The organism is Pseudomonas sp. Irchel 3H7 (assembly GCF_900187605.1).
In the GTDB taxonomy this organism is placed as follows: Bacteria; Pseudomonadota; Gammaproteobacteria; order Pseudomonadales; family Pseudomonadaceae; genus Aquipseudomonas.
Genome location: NZ_FYEA01000010.1, coordinates 258,793 through 279,114, shown reverse-complemented (window position 1 = coordinate 279,114; position 20,322 = coordinate 258,793). Strand labels below are relative to the sequence as shown.

The 20,322-nt window shown below is 60.2% G+C and carries 14 protein-coding genes; 10 read left to right on the top strand and 4 right to left on the bottom strand.

Going from position 1 to position 20,322, the window contains the following annotated elements; translation table 11 throughout:
• Positions 1-78: 78 nt before the first annotated feature.
• Both CKW38_RS20470 and xthA read right to left on the bottom strand, forming a co-directional pair.
• The gene (locus tag CKW38_RS20470; RefSeq protein WP_007917229.1) at positions 79-1,413 is read right to left on the bottom strand and encodes a substrate-binding domain-containing protein; all 1,335 of its coding nucleotides are present in this window, start codon (positions 1,411-1,413) and stop codon (positions 79-81) included.
• A gap of 188 nt (positions 1,414-1,601) precedes the next feature.
• The gene (gene xthA, locus CKW38_RS20465) at positions 1,602-2,414 is read right to left on the bottom strand and encodes an exodeoxyribonuclease III (protein ID WP_007917227.1); all 813 of its coding nucleotides are present in this window, start codon (positions 2,412-2,414) and stop codon (positions 1,602-1,604) included.
• 320 nt (positions 2,415-2,734) lie between these two features.
• Between xthA and CKW38_RS20455 the strand changes: the two genes are divergently transcribed.
• The 8 genes from CKW38_RS20455 (at position 2,735) to CKW38_RS20420 (ending at position 15,347) form a co-directional block, all read left to right on the top strand.
• Positions 2,735-3,385 (top strand): N-acetyltransferase, encoded by a 651-nt coding sequence (locus CKW38_RS20455; protein WP_007912451.1) that lies wholly within the window; start codon positions 2,735-2,737, stop codon positions 3,383-3,385.
• Positions 3,386-3,451: 66 nt separating this feature from the next.
• On the top strand, positions 3,452-5,179 hold the full coding sequence (locus tag CKW38_RS20450; protein ID WP_095113704.1) for an autotransporter assembly complex family protein: 1,728 nt from the start codon (positions 3,452-3,454) through the stop codon (positions 5,177-5,179).
• Positions 5,176-8,850 (top strand): translocation/assembly module TamB domain-containing protein, encoded by a 3,675-nt coding sequence (locus tag CKW38_RS20445; RefSeq protein ID WP_095113703.1) that lies wholly within the window; start codon positions 5,176-5,178, stop codon positions 8,848-8,850. The genes CKW38_RS20450 and CKW38_RS20445 overlap by 4 nt, the downstream gene beginning before the upstream one ends.
• A 118-nt stretch (positions 8,851-8,968) precedes the next feature.
• Complete coding sequence (locus CKW38_RS20440) at positions 8,969-10,297, top strand: DUF308 domain-containing protein (protein ID WP_095113702.1); 1,329 nt, start codon at positions 8,969-8,971, stop codon at positions 10,295-10,297.
• 223 nt (positions 10,298-10,520) lie between these two features.
• On the top strand, positions 10,521-11,003 hold the full coding sequence (locus tag CKW38_RS20435) for a MarR family winged helix-turn-helix transcriptional regulator (protein ID WP_077573642.1): 483 nt from the start codon (positions 10,521-10,523) through the stop codon (positions 11,001-11,003).
• Positions 10,993-12,462 (top strand): efflux transporter outer membrane subunit, encoded by a 1,470-nt coding sequence (locus tag CKW38_RS20430; protein ID WP_095113701.1) that lies wholly within the window; start codon positions 10,993-10,995, stop codon positions 12,460-12,462. Before CKW38_RS20435 ends, CKW38_RS20430 begins: the two co-directional genes overlap by 11 nt.
• A 15-nt stretch (positions 12,463-12,477) precedes the next feature.
• On the top strand, positions 12,478-13,680 hold the full coding sequence (locus CKW38_RS20425; RefSeq protein ID WP_008082123.1) for an efflux RND transporter periplasmic adaptor subunit: 1,203 nt from the start codon (positions 12,478-12,480) through the stop codon (positions 13,678-13,680).
• 137 nt (positions 13,681-13,817) lie between these two features.
• Entirely contained in the window at positions 13,818-15,347 is a 1,530-nt protein-coding gene (locus tag CKW38_RS20420; RefSeq protein ID WP_007912465.1) for a DHA2 family efflux MFS transporter permease subunit, read from the top strand.
• A gap of 291 nt (positions 15,348-15,638) precedes the next feature.
• Here the strand turns inward: CKW38_RS20420 and lpxH are convergent, their stop codons facing one another.
• Both lpxH and CKW38_RS20410 read right to left on the bottom strand, forming a co-directional pair.
• Positions 15,639-16,385, bottom strand: a complete 747-nt coding sequence (lpxH, locus tag CKW38_RS20415; protein ID WP_095113700.1) for a UDP-2,3-diacylglucosamine diphosphatase — start codon at positions 16,383-16,385, stop codon at positions 15,639-15,641.
• Positions 16,382-16,888, bottom strand: coding sequence for a peptidylprolyl isomerase (locus tag CKW38_RS20410; protein ID WP_007912469.1), 507 nt, complete (start codon positions 16,886-16,888; stop codon positions 16,382-16,384). Before CKW38_RS20410 ends, lpxH begins: the two co-directional genes overlap by 4 nt.
• Before the next feature lie 250 nt (positions 16,889-17,138).
• Between CKW38_RS20410 and CKW38_RS20405 the strand changes: the two genes are divergently transcribed.
• Positions 17,139-18,836, top strand: a complete 1,698-nt coding sequence (locus tag CKW38_RS20405; protein WP_095113699.1) for a glutamine--tRNA ligase/YqeY domain fusion protein — start codon at positions 17,139-17,141, stop codon at positions 18,834-18,836.
• Positions 18,837-18,857: 21 nt separating this feature from the next.
• The gene (cysS, locus tag CKW38_RS20400) at positions 18,858-20,240 is read left to right on the top strand and encodes a cysteine--tRNA ligase (RefSeq protein ID WP_077573639.1); all 1,383 of its coding nucleotides are present in this window, start codon (positions 18,858-18,860) and stop codon (positions 20,238-20,240) included.
• Positions 20,241-20,322 lie beyond the last annotated feature (82 nt).

The window sequence follows — 20,322 nt, the reverse complement described above, 5'->3', positions numbered from 1 at the left end:
CCAATTGGAATGCGGTTAAATGTGGGAGCGAGCCTGCTCGCGAAGGGGGCCTGAACATTCAGTACATAACCATCAGACTCAATACACCCAAACCTCAACCCGCCGATTCTTGATCCTGCCCTCATCCGCATTGTTCGCCGCCACCGGCATCAACGCGCCAAAGCCACGAACCTCACGCAACACCACGCCGTTTTTCACTAACTCCCGCCGCACCGCCATCGCCCGCAGCTTCGACAGCAGATCCGCCCGCGCCGGGTCGTCCTTGGCATCACCAAACCCGACCAATGTCACCGCGCGCTCGGTCTTGTCATGGCGCTTTATATAGTCGAACACCCGTGCCAGATCCTGCCGCGCCTTGTTATCCAGACTCGCGCTGCCTTCTTCAAACCGGAAATTCACCGTCAGACGCTGGGCGTGACGGCTGAGGGATTGATAACCCTCGGGCATCAGCGCATTCGGCGCGACGCTCATCGCATGCACGGTCTGACTGATGAAACCGTTGGCGGCGACAATTGCCTGGCCCTGACGACTTTGCGCAAATGTCACCAATGCCTTTGCCCACGGATTCTTGCTGTCGGGCGGCAGATAGAAGAACAAGCGCCGCGACAGTGGATAGTCTTCGGTGGCGATCAGGCTGTTCAGCGGCAACATCGATTGCGACGCACCATCGGCAATGGCCACGGCTTTGGCCTGGCGCACGTAGGGTAAACCGATGAAGCCGATGCCTTGCGGATCCGCGCTGACTGCGTCGGACAATTGCTCGCTGGACTCAAACCTTTTCGCGTTGCTGCTCAGACTTTTCCCACGCCGGCTGAGGACCAATTCCTTAAACGTGTCGTAGGTACCGGACTGATCATCGCGCGCGTATAAATGAATGGCGCCGCCACGTCCGCCGAGGTCTTCCCAGGTTTTCACCTCACCACTGAAGATCCGCGCCAGTTGCTCTGTGTCGAGTTGATGCAGTGGATTGTCGGGATGAAGGATGATCGCCAGGCCATCGATGGCGATGACTTGCTCGGCGGCCGGGCTTTTCAGATCGCCAAGCGTTTGCAGGCTGAGCAGCTCACTGTCCTTGATCTCGCGAGAGGACGCCGCCAGGTCGGCGCTGGCATTTTTCAACGCGGTGAAACCGGTGCTGGAACCGTGGGCGGCGACTTCAACGACCACGCGTTTGCCTTCGTGGGTCTGGCCGACGATGCGCAATTCATTAGCGGTGTCCGGGGTTTCGCGGTGGATTTTCAGCAGGCCTTGCTCTTGCAGCAGGCCCTCAACGAGTGCTGGGCCGAGTTCGGCGCCGATGGTGTTGGAGCCTTGAATGCGCAGCGCCGGGCCGTTTTCAGGCAGGGGCAGGGCGGCGGCCGAAACCGTCAGCCACGCACTCAAGAGAAAAACGCACAGAACACGCAGGGTCATGCCGGCACCGAATCAAGCCAAGGGGATTGCCGGGGAGATTAAGTCAGGCGCATGACCGAAAGATGACACCGATTCAATGTAGGAGTGAGCCTGTTCGCGATAGCGTTGTACCGGTCAACATTTATGTCGTCTGATTCACCGCTATCGCGAGCAGGCTCACTCCTACAGGTATTGCGTAAGGCTGGGGATCAGCTGAGCTCAAGCCAGATCGGCGCATGATCGGACGGTTTTTCCATCCCGCGCAATTCATAGTCAACACCGGCGGCCTTCACCCGTGGCAACAAACCATGCGACGCCAGAATCACGTCAATGCGCAGGCCACGCTTCGGCTCATCCTCAAATCCACGGCTGCGGTAATCGAACCAGCTGAACATGTCGGTCACGTCCGGGTTCAAGTGGCGATAGCTGTCGGTCAAACCCCAATTTTTCAGGCGCGCCATCCACTCGCGCTCTTCCGGCAGGAAGCTGCATTTACCGGTTTTCAGCCAGCGCTTCATGTTGTCCGGGCCGATGCCGATGTCGCAGTCTTCCGGGGAAATGTTCACATCGCCCATCACCACCAGCGGCTGCTCGTTGTGGAACTGGCTTTCCAGTAGCGTTTGCAGATCGCTGTAGAAACGCTGCTTGGCCGGGAATTTGGTCGGGTGGTCGCGGCTTTCGCCCTGTGGAAAATAGCCGTTCATGATGGTCACCGGCACGCCATTGGCGTCGGCGAAGGTGCCCCAGATAAAGCGGCGCTGGGCGTCTTCTTCGTCGGTGGCGAAGCCTTTGTGGATGGCGATCGGTTCCTGACGCGAGAGCATTGCCACGCCGTAATGGCCTTTCTGGCCATGGAAGTACACGTGGTAGCCGAGGGCGCGGACTTCTTCGAGCGGGAACTGGTCGTCGTGGACTTTGGTTTCCTGCAGGCCGATGACGTCCGGCTGATGTTTTTCGATCAGCGCTGCCAGCTGATGCGGACGGGCGCGCAGTCCGTTGATGTTGAAGGAAACGATCTTCATGGTCGGCAGTCCTGGCAAAAGGGCGATGCTAGCTGACATGTGGGATGGGGGCCAGTGTGGGAGAAATCATTTTGGCCTGTGGGACATGTGTTGCCTCGGAGGGCCCCATCGCTGGCAAGCCAGCTCCCACAATGTCCGCGTCGTTCATAACATTCATGTACACCAGAGAAACCTTTGGGAGCTGGCTTGCCGGCGATGGGGCCAACCCGGTCGATGAAGATCCCGAGTTGGTCTATACCTGTGGGGAACTGTGTCACTGCCAAAAGGTTCGTACCAACAAGAGCGCCGCCATTTGAACGCGCCCGGGGAGAATCACCGTCATGCCTGAAACCCAGACCGCCATCGCCGACATTCATATGCTCGACCGCGGCTACTCGCGCGAAGCCCGCTCGCTGCTTTATCAGGCCTATCGCCACGAACCGACCTTCGGCTACCTGTTCGAAGCTGAGCGCCCCGGCTACGAACAGCGCGTGCGGGCAACGGTGCGCGAACTGGTCAAACAACACTTTCTGCAGGATCTGCCGGCCATCGGCCTGCTGGTCAACGACCGCCTGATCGGCATCGCCCTGATCGCGCCACCGCAACGCCGTTTGGGCATCACCGAAAGCTGGGCGTGGCGCCTGCGCATGGTGCTCAGCACCGGTTTCCGCTGCACCCGCCGCTACCTTGAATACCACGATGCCGTTGCCGCCTGCGTGCCCAGCGATTCCGTGCACATGCTGCCGCTGCTGGGGATTCACCCGCAGTTCCAGGGCAAACATTTCGGCGAGCAATTGCTGACGGCGGTACACAACTGGTGCGCGGTCGACGAAACCTCGCAAGGTGTGGTGCTCGACACCGGCAACCCGCGTTATCTGGAATTCTATAAAAGGCAGGGTTACGAGGAGATCGGCGAGGTTGCCGTCGGACCGGTGCGCGAACACGTATTTTTCCACGCCAACCCGCAGGTGTTACAAACTGCAACAGCATAACAATCGAACTTCTTGGGAAATTTCCTGTTCTATCACGCTCCCAAGCCCGTGATAGCATCCGCGCCTATGAAGTTTCCAGGAAGATTTACCAGTGGCGTGCTCATGCTGTTAACCAGCTGCGCGGCGCTGGCGCAAAGTGAATTGGATGTGCGGATCAAACCGTCCAACGATGAACTCAAGGCCAATATAGAAGGCTATATCGGCAGTCTCGGCGACCGTGACGAAGAAGCCCTGCAGCGCTTCAGTCGCGGTGCCGAAGAGCAGGCGCGCAAGGCGGCCCAGGCGTTGGGCTACTACCAGCCGCAGATTGAAAGTGACGTCAAGGGCGGCGACAAGCCGCGCTTGGTGTTGAACATCGATCCCGGCGAGCCTATTCACCTGCGCAACGTCACCATTCGTGTCGACGGCCCGGCTGCCTCCCTCAAATCCTTTCGTGTACCGAAAAGCGACGCGCTCAAGTCCGGTGCGGTGCTCAACCATGGGCGTTACGAAGACGCCAAAAGACTTATTCAGAATCAGGCTTCACGCTTCGGTTTCTTCAGTGGCCATTTCACCAGTCAAAAACTCATGGTCGACCCGCGCGCCGGGGTGGCCGACATCGAACTGATCTACGACAGCGGCCCGCGTTATGCGCTGGGCAAAGTCAAATTCGAAGGTGACACGCCGTTCGACGAAGACCTGCTGCAACGCATGGTGCCGTTCAAGGAAGGCGAACCGTACGACTCCGAGCTGATCGCCGAGCTGAACCGCGATCTGCAATCGAGCGGCTATTTCGAAGGCGTGCGCGTCGATGCCGCACCGACCACGGCGAAAAATGACGTGATCCCGGTGGAGGTCAAACTCGACACGCGCAAGCCACGGACCATGGGCTTGGGCCTCGGTTATTCGACTGACGTCGGCCCGCGCATCAAAGCCAACTGGACCCGCCACTGGGTCAACCCGCAAGGCGACAGCTATGGTTGGGAAGCCGAACTCTCGGCGCCACGGCAAAACGTCGGCTTGTTCTACGACATCCCGCTCGACCCGCCACTGACCGACAAACTGCGCTGGGCCGGTGGCTATCAATTCGAAGACATCGACGGCTCCGATACGCTGAGCAAGCTGCTGACCTTTGGCCCGGAATGGCACAGCAAATTGCCGAGCGGCTGGCAGCGGGTGATCTCGCTGAAATGGCAGCGCGAAGAATATGAACTCGGCGACGATTCGGGCCTGAGTACTTTGCTGATGCCCGGCATCAGCTACTCGTACCTGAAAAGCGACAACCGTATCGACCCGCACAACGGCTATCGCCTGAGCTTCGAGAGCAAAGTGGCGAAGGAAGGCCTCGGCTCGGACAACAACCTTTTATATGGCACCGCGCTGGTCAAAGGCCTGACCACGGTATTCGACAAACACCGCTTCCTTGGTCGTGTGCAGGTCGGCGGCAGCGCCACCAACGGCTACAACTCGGTGCCGCCGTCGCTGCGCTTCTTCGCCGGTGGCGATCAGAGCGTGCGCGGTTACGATTACCAGAGTCTGTCGCCGAAAAACTCCGACGGTGACCGGATCGGCGGGCGTTACATGGTCGCCGGCAGCGTCGAGTATCAATACTCGATCGCCGAGAAATGGCGCGTCGCGACTTTCGTCGACCAGGGCAACTCTTTCAACAAACTCGAACTGCCGAACCTCAAGACCGGGGTCGGTATTGGTGTGCGCTGGGTCTCGCCGGTCGGGCCGATCCGCCTCGACCTGGCCCACGCACTCGACGACGATGGCGGCATCCGGCTGCACTTTTCCATGGGGCCTGAGCTGTGAAGCGTGGTTTGAAAATTACGGCGCTGGCGTTGTTGGCGCTGGTGTTGTTGATTGTATTGAGTGTCACCGCCGTACTCGGCACGGCGGCCGGCAGCCGCTGGGTGTTGGGCCTCGTACCGGGTCTGACAGTGGAGAATTTCCAGGGACGCCTCGGCGGACAATGGAGTGCCGATCATCTGCTGTGGCAGCAGGACAGCAGCCGTGTCGAACTGAACAAGGCAATCTTCGCCTGGTCACCGCTGTGCCTGACCCGTATGACCCTGTGCATCGAAAAGCTCAAGGCCGATCAGGTCATTTTGCAATTCCCGCCGAGCGAAGAAACCTCCGAGAGCGGCCCGATCAAACTACCGGATCTGCAATTGCCGGTGGCCATCGAACTGGGCGACGTGCAGGTCGGCAGCCTGTTGTTCAACGGCAGCGAACAGCTCAAGGGCTTGCAACTGGCGGCGCACTGGACCGCTCAGGGCATGCAGATCGACAGCGTGAAATTGCAGCGCGACGACCTCAGCCTGAACCTGTCCGGCACACTCGCGCCGACCGGCAACTGGCCGCTGAACATCGCCGGTGACCTGACGTTGCCATCTCCCGGCACGGGACCGTGGACATTGGCGTTGAAAGTCGACGGCGACCTGTTGAAAACCCTCAACCTGCACGCCGACAGCCGTGGTTACCTCGACGGCCAGTTGAGCGGCGAACTGCAACCGCTGGTTGAAAACCTGCCGGCGAAAGTGCGCATCACCTCCGAGGCGTTCAAACCGAGCGCTGATTTACCGGACACTCTGCAACTCAATCAACTGGTGTTGACCGGCGAAGGCGACCTGAAAAACGGCTACCAGCTCAACGGCAACGCCACGCTGCCCGCCGACAAAGGCCCGGTGGCGCTGTTGCTCAAAGGCAAAGTCGACGCCAGCGGCGCGCAGATTGCCGGCCTCGACCTGACGGCCAACGATAAACAAAGCCTCAAGCTCACCGGCAGTGTCGACTGGAGCAAAGGCCTCAGCGCGCAAGCCAATATCAACTGGCAGGATTTTCCGTGGCACCGGCTCTATAACGAAATCGACGAGCCACAAGTCGCCTTGCGTACGTTCACTGGTGAAGTCTCCTACACCGACGGCCAATATCTCGGTAACTTCGCCGCCGCACTGGATGGCCCGGCGGGCGCGTTTACCCTGAGCAGTCCGTTCAGCGGCAGTCTTAAACAGATCGCTTTACCGCAACTGAAAATGCAAGCCGGGCAGGGCAAGGCTGAAGGCCATGTGAATGTGCAGTTCGCCGACGGCATCGCCTGGGACACCGCACTGGAGTTGTCAGCACTCAACCCGGCGTACTGGGTCGCCGAGTTGCCGGGCACTTTGGCCGGGCCACTGAAAAGCCAAGGCGAAATGAAGAATGAACGGCTGAGCCTCACCGCCGATCTCGACTTGAAAGGCAAACTGCGTGGCCAACCGGCGATTCTCCAGGCCAAGGCTGACGGCGCGGGTGAGCAGTGGAACCTGAATGCCCTGCAAATCCGCCTCGGTGACAACAGCATCCACGGCAAGGGCAGCCTGCAACAGAAACTCACCGGGCAGATCGACATTAAGCTGTCGCGCCTGGCTCAGCTCTGGCCGCAACTGCGCGGGCAGGTCAACGGTCAGGTCAACGTCGCCGGTACGTTGAAGGCGCCGCAGGGCAAACTCGACCTGCAAGGTTCGCAACTGGTCTTCCAGGACAATCGCCTGCAAAGCCTCAACCTCGATGCGACCCTCGACAGCGCACAGCGGGCGAAAATCGATGTGAAAGGCGCGGGCATTCAGGCCGGCGACACCTCGCTGGGCACGCTGACCGCCAGCGCCCAAGGCGACATCAAGAACCAGAAACTCAACCTCGATTTGATCGGGCCGAAACTGAAACTGGCCCTCGGTCTGGATGGCAATCTGGACAAGGGCAACTGGCGCGGGCGTTTAGCCAGCGGCGACATTCAGGCCGGTGGCCAGGACTGGAAACTGCAGAATCCGGCAAAACTCGAACGCTTGGCTGACGGCAAAATCAACTTCGGCGCGCATTGCTGGATGTCCGGTAATGCCAGCCTGTGCGGTGAAGATCAGCGCCTGATGCCGGAACCGAAACTGCGCTATCACCTCAAGCAATTCCCGATCGAAAGCCTCGCGCAATGGTTGCCGAAAGACTTTGCCTGGAAGGGCAAGCTCAACGCCGATCTGCAATTGGATCTGCCGGCCAGCGGCCCCAACGGCGTGGTCAGCGTTGATGCCAGTGGCGGCACCTTGCGCATGAAGGAAAAGGATCAGTGGCTGGACTTCCCGTACCAGACGCTGAAACTCACCAGCAAACTCACGCCCAAGCGCGTCGACACCGAACTGAATTTCGTTGGCGGCAAACTCGGCGAGTTGCTGGTGCAAGCGCAGCTCAATCCACTGCCGAAAAACAAACCGCTAAGCGGCTCGTTCCGTCTGAGTGGGCTGGATCTGTCGGTGGCGCGGCCGTTTGTGCCGATGGTCGAAAAACTCACCGGACGCCTGAATGGCAGCGGCACGATTTCCGGCGGACTGCTGGCGCCGCTGGTCAACGGCACCGTGCAACTCAGCGACGGCGAAGTGTCCGGCGCCGAGTTGCCGATGGAGCTGCAGAACCTGCAACTCACCGCCCTGATTGCCGGCGAATCGGTACGCCTCGACGGCGGCTGGAAAAGCGGCAAGAGCGGGCAGGGCAGCCTCAACGGTAACGTCGCCTGGGGTCAGGCGCTGGTGGTCGATCTGGCGTTGAAAGGCACGCAATTGCCGGTCACCGTCGAGCCGTACGCCAAGCTGGAAGTCGCGCCGGACCTGAAGATTTCCATGGCCGGCGACGAGCTGAAAATCGCTGGCAAAGTGCAGGTGCCCAGAGGCGAAATCACCGTGCGAGAGCTGCCGCCATCCACGGTGAAAGTCTCCGATGACACGATCATCGTCGGTGCGCAGACCGAAGAGGGCAAACCACCGCTGGCGATGAAAATGGACATCGACGTGGTGGTCGGCGAAGACAAACTGGCCTTCGCCGGTTTCGGCCTGACCGCCAATGTGCAAGGTCATGTGCACATCGGCGACAACATGGACACCCGTGGCGAGTTGTGGCTCAACGACGGCCGCTACAGTGCCTACGGCCAGCGCCTGCAAGTGCGCCGTGCACGTCTGTTGTTCGCCGGCCCCCTCGATCAGCCGTATCTGGACATCGAAGCGATTCGCCAGACCGACGACGTGATCGCCGGTATTCGCCTGAGCGGCAGCGCCGAGCAGCCGACCACACAGATCTTCTCCGAGCCGGCGATGAGCCAGGAGCAGGCGCTTTCCTATCTGGTCCTCGGCCGACCGCTGAGCACCAACGGCGAAGACAACAACATGCTCGCTCAAGCGGCGTTGGGTCTGGGCTTGATGGGCAGTTCCGGGGTCACCAGCAGTCTGGCCAAGGATCTGGGGATTCAGGACTTCCAGCTCGACACGGCGGGCAGCGGCGATGCCACCAGTGTTGTGGCTAGCGGCAATATTACCGAGAAGCTCAGTTTGCGTTATGGCGTGGGCGTGTTTGAACCGGCCAGCACCATTGCGCTGCGCTACAAGCTGAGCAAGAAGGTTTATGTCGAAGCGGCGAGTGGCGTCGCCAGTTCGCTGGATATCTTCTACAAACGCGATTTCTAACGCGCGTTTCCCATGGCCGGGTCGCGTCGCTGCGATCCGGCTTTTGCAGAATGAATTAGACTCAGCGCTACTTGAATGCTGCGCGATTGGCGGCTGCCCGAAAACAACAGAGACGCCTATGATCCGCTTGAGTATGGTCTTGCTCGGTCACGAATTCGTCCGCAAGCGTTGGTCCGCGCTGGCGCTGACGGGCATCGTCTGGGGCGCGGCCGGTGTGGGCATCTTCATTGATGCGCTGGACGGCGTGCTGTATTTCCCGCTGCATCTCTTCGGCTATCTGTTGCTGCTCGAAGCGCTGATCCTGCTGCTGGTGCCGGCACCGCAAGCCGGAACTGCTGCGGCCCTGCGCAGAGCGCGCGGACTGGCTTTTCTCTTGCTGGGGCTGCTGATCGTCGACCGGCAACATGCCGCCGGGCTGATTCTGGCGGTGCTGTTTGGTGGGGCTTTTCTGCTCGATGGCGGCTTTCGGTTGGCGGCGGCGCTGGTGGTGCGCTTTGTCGGTTGGCAGGTGTCGTTGCTGGCGGGGTTGTTCGAAATCGGCTTTGGCGTGTTTATCCTCGAGCCGTATCCGACGCTGTATAAGGGCACGGTGCCGTTTTGCATTGGCATGAGCCTTTTCCTGACCGGTTGCGCCTTGTTGCGGCAAGCCGTACGCTTCAAAAACCAGCTGCCGCTGACGAGTCCTGCTGCAGTGAGTGCGCCGACCAGCAGCGACGCGATGGTGATTCACGTCTGGACCCCCAGTGGCACCGTCGACGACACCTTAGTGCGCAATCGTCTGCTCAACCGCTACATCGCGGCGGTCGACATCAATGGCGTGATCTCCGCCGGTCACGCGGCACTGGAATGTGGCCCGGACATTTACATCAGCCATTACCCGCAGGACGACATCGATCGTTCGGCGGGGGATTTTGTGCGACTGCTGCGGGCGACGCCGAACAACGATGTTGCCGGCAGGTTTTTGCCGGATTATGCGGGGGAGGTGGCTGACTGGTGTCCGTCTTCGGTGCAGGTCAGTTTTGCCCACTACGACGCCCGGCGTTTGCATGCGTTCTGGACTGCGTATCGGCAGAACAGCACGTACAACCTGACCAGTCGCAATTGTTCCAGCGCCGTCGCTCATAGCCTCGAAGCGGCCTTGGAAGGGGCGATGAACCGGGGGCATTCGAGCATGCTGGATTTCGCCCGGGTCATTTTCAGCCCCGAGTTCTGGGTTGCCGCGCAAGTGCGCAAACGGGCAGAGGCGATGGCGTGGACGCCCGGACTGGTGCTCGATTATGCGCGGGCGTTGCATGCCGCCATCGAGCCGGCACCGCCGGGTTGGCACAGCATTTATGCGGTGAGCAAGCGTGCGTTTGGGTATGTGGGCGCTGCGTTGCGGGGGCGCGAGGTACATCCTGTGCAGCCGCCTGCGCATCCTTCCGACGAATCCTCGACATCCTCATAAAGGTCAAAAGATCGCAGCCTTCGGCAGCTCCTACATGTTTCACATCCCTGTAGGAGCTGCCGAAGGCTGCGATCTTTTGATCTTCGTCACCCCTCTTCAACACAAAAACCAACTCCACTGGTCAACTAATTGCAAAGCAACCTAACTATTGCGTTGACATTCGCTGCCTAGGCAGTAACATCTCGACATACATTCACTGCCTAGGCAGTTATTAGGTGAGCAAATGAAGCATTTCACCCCGGACGAATTCAAACATTGCCATCTCGGCCTGTTGCTTGGCCGTGCTGCGCTGCTCAAGGACCGGATCATCGACACCCACATGGAACCCCACGGCATCACCGCCGCGCAGTTCAAGGTGTTGATCATCATGGCCCAGTTCGGCGTCGACACCCCGGCCGAGCTGTGCCGGCATCTGTCGCTCGACAGCGGTTCGATGACACGCATGCTCGATCGTCTGGAGCAGAAAGGCTTTCTGGCTCGCCAGCGCAGCGAAGGCGATCGCCGTCAGGTGCAACTCAAGCTGACCGAGCAAGGCCAGCAACTGGCCGATCGCCTGCCGCACATCGGCGCCGACGCGATGAATGAACTGGCCGGCGCCGTCACTCCGGACGAGTTGAAAACCCTGGAATACATCCTCAAGAAAATCCTGCTGGCAGCCGGTGACCCGATCACCATCCAGCGCTTAGGTGAACACAATGAGCGGTAAAACCTTGCGCAGCAGCCTGACGCTGGTGCTGTCGGCGATGATCCTCGCCGGTTGCGCCAACTACAGCGGCCTCGATACTTCAGGTGCGAGCCTCGATGCGAAAACCCTGAAAACTGGCCAATCGCTTAGTGGCGTAACGCTGTCGCCGGCCGCGTGGCCGAAAAGCGACTGGTGGACCAGCCTCGGCGATCCGCAACTCGACGGTCTGATCCGCGAAGCCCTGCACGACAGCCCGGACATGCAGATCGCCGAAGCGCGCGCCCATCAGGCCAGCGCCGCCGCGTATGCCGCCGATGCCGAACGTTATCCGACCCTCGACGCCAGCGCCGGCATCAGCCGTTCGCGTCTGGCCAAGGATCAGGATCCGCTGGGGCAGGGCGATGCCTACGCCACCGTGCGTAACGTCAGCGCCGGGTTCAATTACAACTTCGACCTCTGGGGCGGCCAGCGTGATGCCTGGGAAGCTGCACTCGGTCAGGCCCGCGCCGCTGAAGTTGATCGTCAGGCTGCGCAGTTGACCCTCGCCGCTGATGTCGCTCGCGCTTACAGCGATCTCGGTCAGGCGCACATCGTTTATGACCTGGCGAACGAAGACCTCAAGCGCACCAAGCAGATGCTCGACCTGAGCCAGCGTCGCCTCAGTTCCGGGATCGACAGCCAGTACCAGTTCCAGCAAACGCAAAGTCTGGAAGCCAGTTCCGAGGCCAGCCTGATCGACGCGGAAAAACGCCTGAACAGCGCGAAAATCGCCCTGGCCGTGCTGCTCGGCAAAGGCCCGGATCGCGGCAACGAAATTGCTCGGCCGAAAGTCCTGCAAGCCAGCGCGGTCGCCGTGCCGTCAGTGTTGCCGGCGGAACTGCTCGGTCGGCGCCCGGATCTAGTCGCTGCGCGCTGGCGTGTAGAAGCGGCGAGCAAGGATATCGACTCGGCGAAAACCCAGTTCTATCCGAACCTGAACCTGACGGCCTCGGCCGGCGCCGAATCCCTTTTGGGTGACGCGATGTTCGGCTCGGCCAGTCGCTTCTTCAACATTGCCCCGACCATTTCGGTGCCGATCTTCGACGGCGGACGCCTGCGCGCCAACCTCGATGCGCGCGACGCCGATTACGACCTGGCGGTGGCGCAGTACAACAAAAGTCTGGTGAAAGCACTGGGCGATGTCAGCGACACGATCAACCAGTTGCGTGACATCGGCCGGCAGATCGGTGCGCAGCAACACGCCACCAACATTGCCCAAGACTCTTACAACACCGTCGTCCAGCGTTACGGTTCCGGCATCGGCAACTACCTGGACGTGCTCAGCATCGAGCAGCAATTGCTGCAGGCCCAGCGTCAACTGGCCACCCTCAATGCCGAGCAGATCGACCTGTCGATTCAACTGATGCAAGCGCTGGGCGGCGGCTTCCAGGGTGACACCCTGACCGCAGCCAACGCCAGCCCAGCCACGCCGCACAACTAATTCAAGGTACTTGTCATGGCCACTGCCGAAAACACCCAAGCTCAAGGCAACACCCCGGACACCGGCAACCCGCGCAAACGCAAAGTCATGCTGCTGGTGCTGGCCGTTGTGGTTGCACTCGCCTGCGCCGGCGTCTGGGCGTATCACGAATTCATCGGGCGCTTTAACGAAAGCACCGACGACGCCTACGTCAACGGCAACGTCGTCGAAATCACGCCGCTGGTGACCGGCACCGTGGTCAGCATTGGCGCTGACGATGGTGATCTGGTGCACGAAGGTCAGGTGCTGATCAACTTCGATCCGAACGACGCTGAAGTCGGCCTGCAAAGTGCCCAGGCGAAACTGGCGCGCACCGTGCGTCAGGTGCGCGGTCTGTATAGCAACGTTGATGGCATGAAAGCTCAGGTCAACGCGCAGCAGGCCGAAGTGCAGAAAGCCCAGGACAACTACAACCGCCGGAAAAACCTCGCGCAGGGCGGGGCGATTTCCCAGGAAGAACTGTCCCACGCTCGCGACGACCTGACCTCGGCGCAAAACGCCCTGGCCAACGCCAAACAGCAATTGAAAACCACCAGCGCGCTGGTTGATGACACCGTGGTGTCGTCGCATCCGGACGTGATGTCGGCCGCTGCCGATCTGCGTCAGGCGTACCTGACCAATGCCCGCAGCACCTTGATCGCGCCGGTCACCGGTTACGTCGCCAAGCGCACCGTGCAACTCGGTCAGCGCGTGCAGCCGGGCACGGCGTTGATGGCGGTGATTCCGCTGGATCAACTGTGGATCGACGCCAACTTCAAGGAAACCCAACTGCGTGATATGCGCATCGGTCAGCCGGTCGATATCGAGTCCGACATCTACGGCAGCGACGTGAAGTACAGCGGCACCGTCGACAGCCTCGGCGCCGGCACCGGTAGCGCGTTTGCTCTGCTGCCAGCGCAGAACGCCACCGGTAACTGGATCAAGATCGTGCAGCGTGTGCCGGTGCGGATTCACATCAACGCCGAAGAACTGGCCAAGCATCCGCTGCGCGTCGGTCTGTCGACCAACGTTGAAGTGAACCTGCACGACCAGAGCGGCCCGGTGCTCGCACAGCAGCCACCGCAGAAAGCGTCGTTCAGCACCAACGTCTACGACCGCCAACTGGCCGAAGCCGACGCGATGATTGCGCAACTGATCCACGACAACAGCGCAGCGGTCAGCAAAACCGCGCAACGCTGACCTGCACTGACTTTGTAGGAGTGAGCCTGCTCGCGATAGCGGTGTGTCAGACCCAATTCCTCGACTGATACACCGTTATCGCGAGCAGGCTCACTCCTACAGGGCTGCGGCGACCATCAGGTTTCATAGGATTCACAATGAGCAATAACGCCTCTTTCACGCCGCCCAGCCTGTTGCTCAGCACCATCGGCCTGTCGCTGGCGACGTTCATGCAAGTGCTCGACACCACCATCGCCAACGTGGCACTGCCGACGATTTCCGGCAACCTCGGGGTGAGTTCGGAGCAGGGCACCTGGGTGATCACCTCGTTCGCCGTGAGCAACGCGATTGCGCTGCCGCTGACCGGTTGGCTTAGCCGTCGGTTCGGCGAGGTGAAGCTGTTTCTCTGGGCCACCATTCTGTTCGTGCTGGCCTCGTTTCTCTGCGGTATCTCGACGTCGATGCCGGAACTGATCGGCTTCCGTGTGCTGCAAGGTCTGGTCGCCGGCCCGCTGTACCCGATGACGCAGACCCTGTTGATCGCAGTTTATCCGCCCGCCAGGCGCGGCATGGCCCTGGCGTTACTGGCGATGGTCACGGTGGTCGCGCCGATTGCCGGGCCGATTCTCGGTGGCTGGATTACCGACAGTTACAGCTGGCCGTGGATCTTCTTCATCAACGTGCCGATCGGCATCTTTGCGGTGATGGTGGTGCGTTCGCAACTGGCCAAACGTCCGGTGGAAACCAGCCGTCAGCCGATGGATTACGTCGGCCTGATCACGCTGATCATTGGTGTTGGCGCGTTGCAGGTGATCCTCGACAAGGGCAATGATCTGGACTGGTTCGAGTCGAACTTCATCATCATCGGTGCGGCAATTTCGGTGATCGCGCTGGCGGTGTTCGTTATCTGGGAAATGACCGACCAGCATCCGGTGGTGAATCTGCGGTTGTTCGCGTACCGCAACTTCCGCATCGGCACGTTGGTGTTGGTGCTGGGTTATGCCGGGTTCTTCGGCATCAACCTGATCTTGCCGCAATGGCTGCAGACGCAAATGGGCTACACCGCAACCTGGGCGGGTCTGGCCGTGGCGCCGATCGGCATTCTGCCGGTGCTGCTGTCGCCGTTTGTCGGCAAGTACGCGAACAAGTTCGACCTGCGATTGCTGGCCGGATTGGCGTTTCTGGCGATTGGTTTGAGTTGCTTTATGCGGGCGGGATTCACCAATGAGGTGGACTTCCAGCACATCGCGTTGGTGCAGTTGTTCATGGGTATTGGTGTGGCGCTGTTCTTCATGCCGACCTTGAGTATTCTGATGTCGGACTTGCCGCCGAGCCAGATTGCCGATGGCGCAGGTCTTGCGACTTTTCTGCGGACATTGGGCGGTAGCTTTGCGGCGTCGCTGACCACGTGGATCTGGATTCGCCGCGCGGATCAGCATCATGCGTATATGAGTGAAAGCATCAGCACTTTCGAACCGGCGACCCGCGAGACCTTGAATCAGTTGGGCGGGGCGAGCCAGTCGGCTTATGCGCAGATGGATCAGATCCTCACCAGCCAGGCGTACATGCTCTCCACCGTGGATTACTTCACGCTGCTGGGCTGGGGGTTTATGGGGTTGATTCTGATTGTGTGGCTGGCTAAGCCACCGTTTGCCGCGAAGGCGGGGCCGGCGGCTTCAGGGCACTAAAGTCAAAAGCCCCTCACCCTAACCCTCTCCCGGAGGGAGAGGGGACTGACCGTGGTGGATGTTCGAGATACACCGACTTGCAATACCGAGTCGAACTCAGGTTTGAAAAGCACAGAGATCGGCTCCCATATCCCCTCGCTCACTAGGGTAGAGGGGACTGACCGAGTTGATTGTTTGAGGTACACCGACTTGCAATACCGAGTCGAACTCAGGTTTTGAAAAGCATAGAGATCGGCTCCCTTTCCCCCTCGCCCCCTTGGGGGAGAGGGCTGGGGTGAGGGGGGAAAGCTTTTAGCCGTGCGGCAAAGCCAGCGGCGGAGCGAAGTCGAACGGCGCCAATGCGTAACCGCTTTCATCCACCTGCAACGCCCAACCCTGCCGATCCCAATCCCCCAACACAATCCGCTTCGCCGCCTGCTCACCGAGCTGCAGCTTGTGAATCGCCGGGCGATGGGTGTGCCCGTGGATCAGGGTTTTCACGCCAAATTCCTGCATGATCCGCGGAATCTCTTCAGGCGTGACATCGACAATGTCATTGGCCTTCATCCGCGTCTGTGCCTTGCTTTCGCTGCGCAGCTTGCGCGCCAGTTTGTGGCGGCTGCTCAAGGGCAGGTTACGCAGGATGAACAGCGTGATCGGATTACGCAGATAACGCCGCAGCTTCATATAGCCGACGTCGCGGGTGCAGAGGCTGTCGCCGTGCATCAACAGCACCGGCTCGCCGTAAAACTGCACGACACTCGGATCCTTCAGCAAGGTGCAGCCGGCCTGTTTACAGAAGGCCTTGCCGAGCATGAAGTCGCGATTGCCGTGCATCAGGAAAATCGCCGTGCCGCTGTCGTTGAGTTCGCGCAGGGCCTGGCAGATGGAACGCTGGAAGGGCGTCATGGCGTCGTCGCCAATCCACGCTTCGAAGAAGTCGCCGAGAATGTACAGCGCACTCGCCGAGCGGGCGCGTCCGGCGAGCAAATCCAGAAACGCCCGGGTAATGTCCGGGCGCTCCTCTTCCAGATGCAAGTCTGAAATCAGCAATATCACGCTTCGATGATCTCGGCTTTCTCGATGATCACGTCGTCTTTTGGCACGTCCTGGTGACCGGCCTTGGAGGTAGTGGCAACGCCTTCGATCTTGTCGACGACATCAGTGCCGGCAACCACTTTACCGAATACGGCGTAGCCCCAGCCCTGAGCGGTCTTGGCGGTGTGGTTGAGGAAGCTGTTGTTGGTGGCGTTGATGAAGAACTGCGCCGAGGCCGAATGCGGGTCCATGGTGCGAGCCATGGCCAGGGTGTACTTCTCGTTCTTCAGGCCGTTGTCGGCTTCGTTCTGGATGCTTGGGCGCTTGTCTTTCTTTTCTTGCATGCCAGGCTCGAAACCGCCGCCCTGGATCATGAAGCCCTTGATCACGCGGTGGAATACCACGTTTTCGTAGTGACCGTTTTTAACGTATTCGAGGAAGTTGGCAGCGGTGATCGGCGCTTTTTCCGCGTCCAGTTCGATGACGATGTCGCCGTAGTTGGTGGTCAGTTTGACTTGAGTCATGATCGCTACTCTTTATAAGGAATTCGTGGGTAATGGGACATTTCGACCCGTTACCGGTTCAGCCCATCGGCCAAGGTGCGCAGTTTAGCGTGACAGGCGCGAATTTCGAGGCAGTTTTTCCAAATCCCTGCGATTAAATGCGCTCCTTTATAGGCCGTGCTCTGTCAGCCCCTTGACAGCATCGGCTATGATAGCGGCTTTGTTTTGTCTGGCCCCCTCTGCGGCCGCGCACCTGTAAGTCAAGGATCCTATGAGCAAGCCCACTGTCGACCCTACCTCGAATGCCAAGTCCGGCCCTGCCGTGCCGGTCAATTTCCTGCGGCCGATCATCCAGGCAGACCTGGACTCGGGCAAGCACACCCAGATCGTCACCCGTTTCCCGCCGGAGCCCAACGGCTACCTGCACATCGGCCACGCCAAGTCGATCTGCGTGAACTTCGGCCTGGCCCAGGAGTTCGGCGGCGTCACGCACCTGCGTTTCGACGACACCAACCCGGCCAAGGAAGATCAGGAATACATCGACGCGATCGAAGCCGACGTCAAATGGCTGGGCTTTGAGTGGTCCGGCGAAGTGCGCTACGCCTCGCAGTATTTCGACCAGTTGCACGATTGGGCCGTCGAGCTGATCAAGGCTGGCAAGGCTTATGTCGACGACCTGACCCCGGAGCAGGCCAAGGAGTACCGTGGCAGCCTGACCGAGCCGGGCAAGAACAGCCCGTTCCGCGACCGTTCGGTAGAAGAAAACCTCGACTGGTTTGCGCGTATGCGCGCCGGTGAGTTCGCCGACGGCGCCCGCGTGCTGCGTGCGAAGATCGACATGGCCTCGCCGAACATGAACCTGCGTGACCCGATCATGTATCGCATCCGTCACGCGCATCACCACCAGACCGGTGACAAGTGGTGCATCTACCCGAACTACGACTTCACCCACGGTCAGTCGGACGCCATCGAAGGCATCACCCACTCGATCTGCACCCTGGAATTCGAAAGCCATCGTCCGCTGTACGAGTGGTTCCTCGACGCCTTGCCAGTGCCGGCGCACCCGCGTCAGTACGAGTTCAGCCGTCTGAACCTCAACTACACCATCACCAGCAAGCGCAAGCTCAAGCAACTGGTCGATGAAAAGCACGTCAACGGCTGGGACGATCCGCGCATGTCCACGCTGTCGGGTTTCCGCCGCCGTGGCTACACGCCGAAATCGATCCGCAACTTCTGCGAAATGGTCGGCACCAACCGTTCCGATGGCGTGGTTGACTTCGGCATGCTCGAATTCAGCATCCGTGACGACCTCGATCACACCGCGCCACGCGCCATGTGCGTGCTGCGTCCGCTGAAAGTCGTCATCACCAACTACCCTGAAGGCCAGGTCGAAAACCTCGAACTGCCGCGCCACCCGAAAGAAGACATGGGCGTACGCGCGCTGCCATTCGCTCGGGAAATCTACATCGACCGTGACGACTTCATGGAAGAGCCACCGAAGGGCTACAAGCGCCTGGAACCGGCCGGTGAAGTGCGTCTGCGCGGCAGCTACGTGATCCGTGCCGACGAAGCGATCAAGGGCGCCGATGGCAACATCGTCGAACTGCGTTGCTCGTACGACCCGGAAACGTTGGGCAAGAACCCTGAAGGCCGCAAGGTCAAAGGCGTGATCCACTGGGTGCCGGCCGCGGCCAGCGTCGAGTGCGAAGTGCGTCTGTACGATCGCCTGTTCCGTTCGGCCAACCCTGAGAAGGCTGAAGACAGCGCGAGTTTCCTCGACAACATCAACCCTGATTCGCTGCAGGTACTCACCGGTTGTCGTGCTGAGCCATCGCTTGGCAACGCACAGCCGGAAGACCGTTTCCAGTTCGAGCGCGAAGGTTACTTCGTCGCTGATTTGAAGGACTCGAAACCAGGTCAGCCGGTATTCAACCGTACCGTGACCCTGCGTGATTCGTGGGGCCAGTGATTCAGCGTCAAAGGAAATAACGTGCTAACGATCTACAACACGCTCACCAAGAGCAAAGAAGTCTTCAAGCCGCTGGATGGCAACAAGGTGCGCATGTACGTCTGCGGGATGACCGTGTACGACTACTGCCACCTCGGCCACGGCCGCAGCATGGTCGCGTTCGACCTGGTGACCCGCTGGTTGCGGTTCAGCGGTTACGACCTGACCTACGTGCGCAACATCACCGACATCGACGACAAGATCATCAATCGCGCCAACGAGAACGGTGAATCGTTCGAAGCGTTGACCGAGCGCATGATCGCCGCGATGCACGAAGACGAAGCGCGCCTGAACATCAAGAAGCCGGACATGGAGCCGCGCGCCACGGATCATATTCCGGGCATGCACGCGATGATCCAGACCTTGATCGACAAGGGCTACGCCTACGCTCCGGGCAATGGCGACGTGTACTACCGCGTCGCCAAGTTCATGGGCTACGGCAAACTGTCGCGCAAGAAAATCGAAGACCTGCGCATCGGCGCCCGCATCGAAGTCGACGAGTCGAAACAGGACCCGCTTGACTTCGTCCTGTGGAAAGCCGCCAAACCGGGCGAGCCGAGCTGGGAATCGCCGTGGGGCGCCGGGCGTCCGGGCTGGCACATCGAGTGCTCGGTGATGTCCACCTGCTGCCTCGGCGAGACCTTCGACATTCATGGCGGCGGCAGCGATCTCGAGTTCCCGCACCACGAAAACGAAATCGCCCAGAGCGAAGCGGCCACCGGCAAGACCTACGCCAACGCGTGGATGCATTGCGGCATGATCCGCATCAATGGCGAGAAGATGTCCAAGTCCTTGAACAACTTCTTCACCATTCGCGACGTGCTGGAAAAGTACCACCCGGAAGTCGTGCGTTACCTGCTGGTGTCGAGCCACTACCGCAGCGCGATCAACTACTCGGAAGACAACCTCAAGGACGCCAAAGGCGCGTTGGAGCGTTTCTACCATGCGTTGAAAGGCCTGCCGAACGTGGCTCCAGCCGGCGGCGAAGCGTTTGTCGAACGTTTCACCACGGTGATGAACGACGACTTCGGTACGCCGGAAGCCTGTGCCGTGCTGTTCGAGATGGTGCGTGAGATCAACCGTCTGCGCGAGAGCGATCTTGATGCAGCGGCAGGTCTGGCGGCACGTCTGAAAGAGCTGGCGAGTGTGCTGGGTGTGTTGCAGTTGGAAGCGGATGACTTCCTGCAGGCGGGCGCTGAAGGGCGTGTCGATGCGGCTGAGGTTGATGCGTTGATTGCGGCGCGTCTGGCGGCACGTGCGGGTAAGGATTGGGCCGAGTCGGATCGGATTCGTGATCAACTGACGGCGATGGGCGTTGTGCTGGAAGACGGCAAGGGTGGGACTACCTGGCGTCTGGCTGACTGAAAGCTGTACTTGTTACAAACAAAACCCGCCGTGTGCGGGTTTTTGTTTGGCCGCGAGAAAAGCCCCTCACCCTAACCCTCTC

What these genes read in the sequence shown, in the direction of transcription:
- CKW38_RS20405 (WP_095113699.1), top strand. Translation starts at nt 17,139, where the DNA reads ATGAGCAAGCCCACTGTCGACCCTACCTCGAATGCCAAGTCCGGCCCT.
- CKW38_RS20470 (WP_007917229.1), bottom strand. Translation starts at nt 1,413, where the DNA reads ATGACCCTGCGTGTTCTGTGCGTTTTTCTCTTGAGTGCGTGGCTGACG.
- CKW38_RS20430 (WP_095113701.1), top strand. Translation starts at nt 10,993, where the DNA reads ATGAGCGGTAAAACCTTGCGCAGCAGCCTGACGCTGGTGCTGTCGGCG.
- CKW38_RS20410 (WP_007912469.1), bottom strand. Translation starts at nt 16,888, where the DNA reads ATGACTCAAGTCAAACTGACCACCAACTACGGCGACATCGTCATCGAA.
- CKW38_RS20420 (WP_007912465.1), top strand. Translation starts at nt 13,818, where the DNA reads ATGAGCAATAACGCCTCTTTCACGCCGCCCAGCCTGTTGCTCAGCACC.
- CKW38_RS20435 (WP_077573642.1), top strand. Translation starts at nt 10,521, where the DNA reads ATGAAGCATTTCACCCCGGACGAATTCAAACATTGCCATCTCGGCCTG.
- CKW38_RS20455 (WP_007912451.1), top strand. Translation starts at nt 2,735, where the DNA reads ATGCCTGAAACCCAGACCGCCATCGCCGACATTCATATGCTCGACCGC.
- xthA (WP_007917227.1), bottom strand. Translation starts at nt 2,414, where the DNA reads ATGAAGATCGTTTCCTTCAACATCAACGGACTGCGCGCCCGTCCGCAT.
- CKW38_RS20440 (WP_095113702.1), top strand. Translation starts at nt 8,969, where the DNA reads ATGATCCGCTTGAGTATGGTCTTGCTCGGTCACGAATTCGTCCGCAAG.
- CKW38_RS20450 (WP_095113704.1), top strand. Translation starts at nt 3,452, where the DNA reads ATGAAGTTTCCAGGAAGATTTACCAGTGGCGTGCTCATGCTGTTAACC.
- CKW38_RS20425 (WP_008082123.1), top strand. Translation starts at nt 12,478, where the DNA reads ATGGCCACTGCCGAAAACACCCAAGCTCAAGGCAACACCCCGGACACC.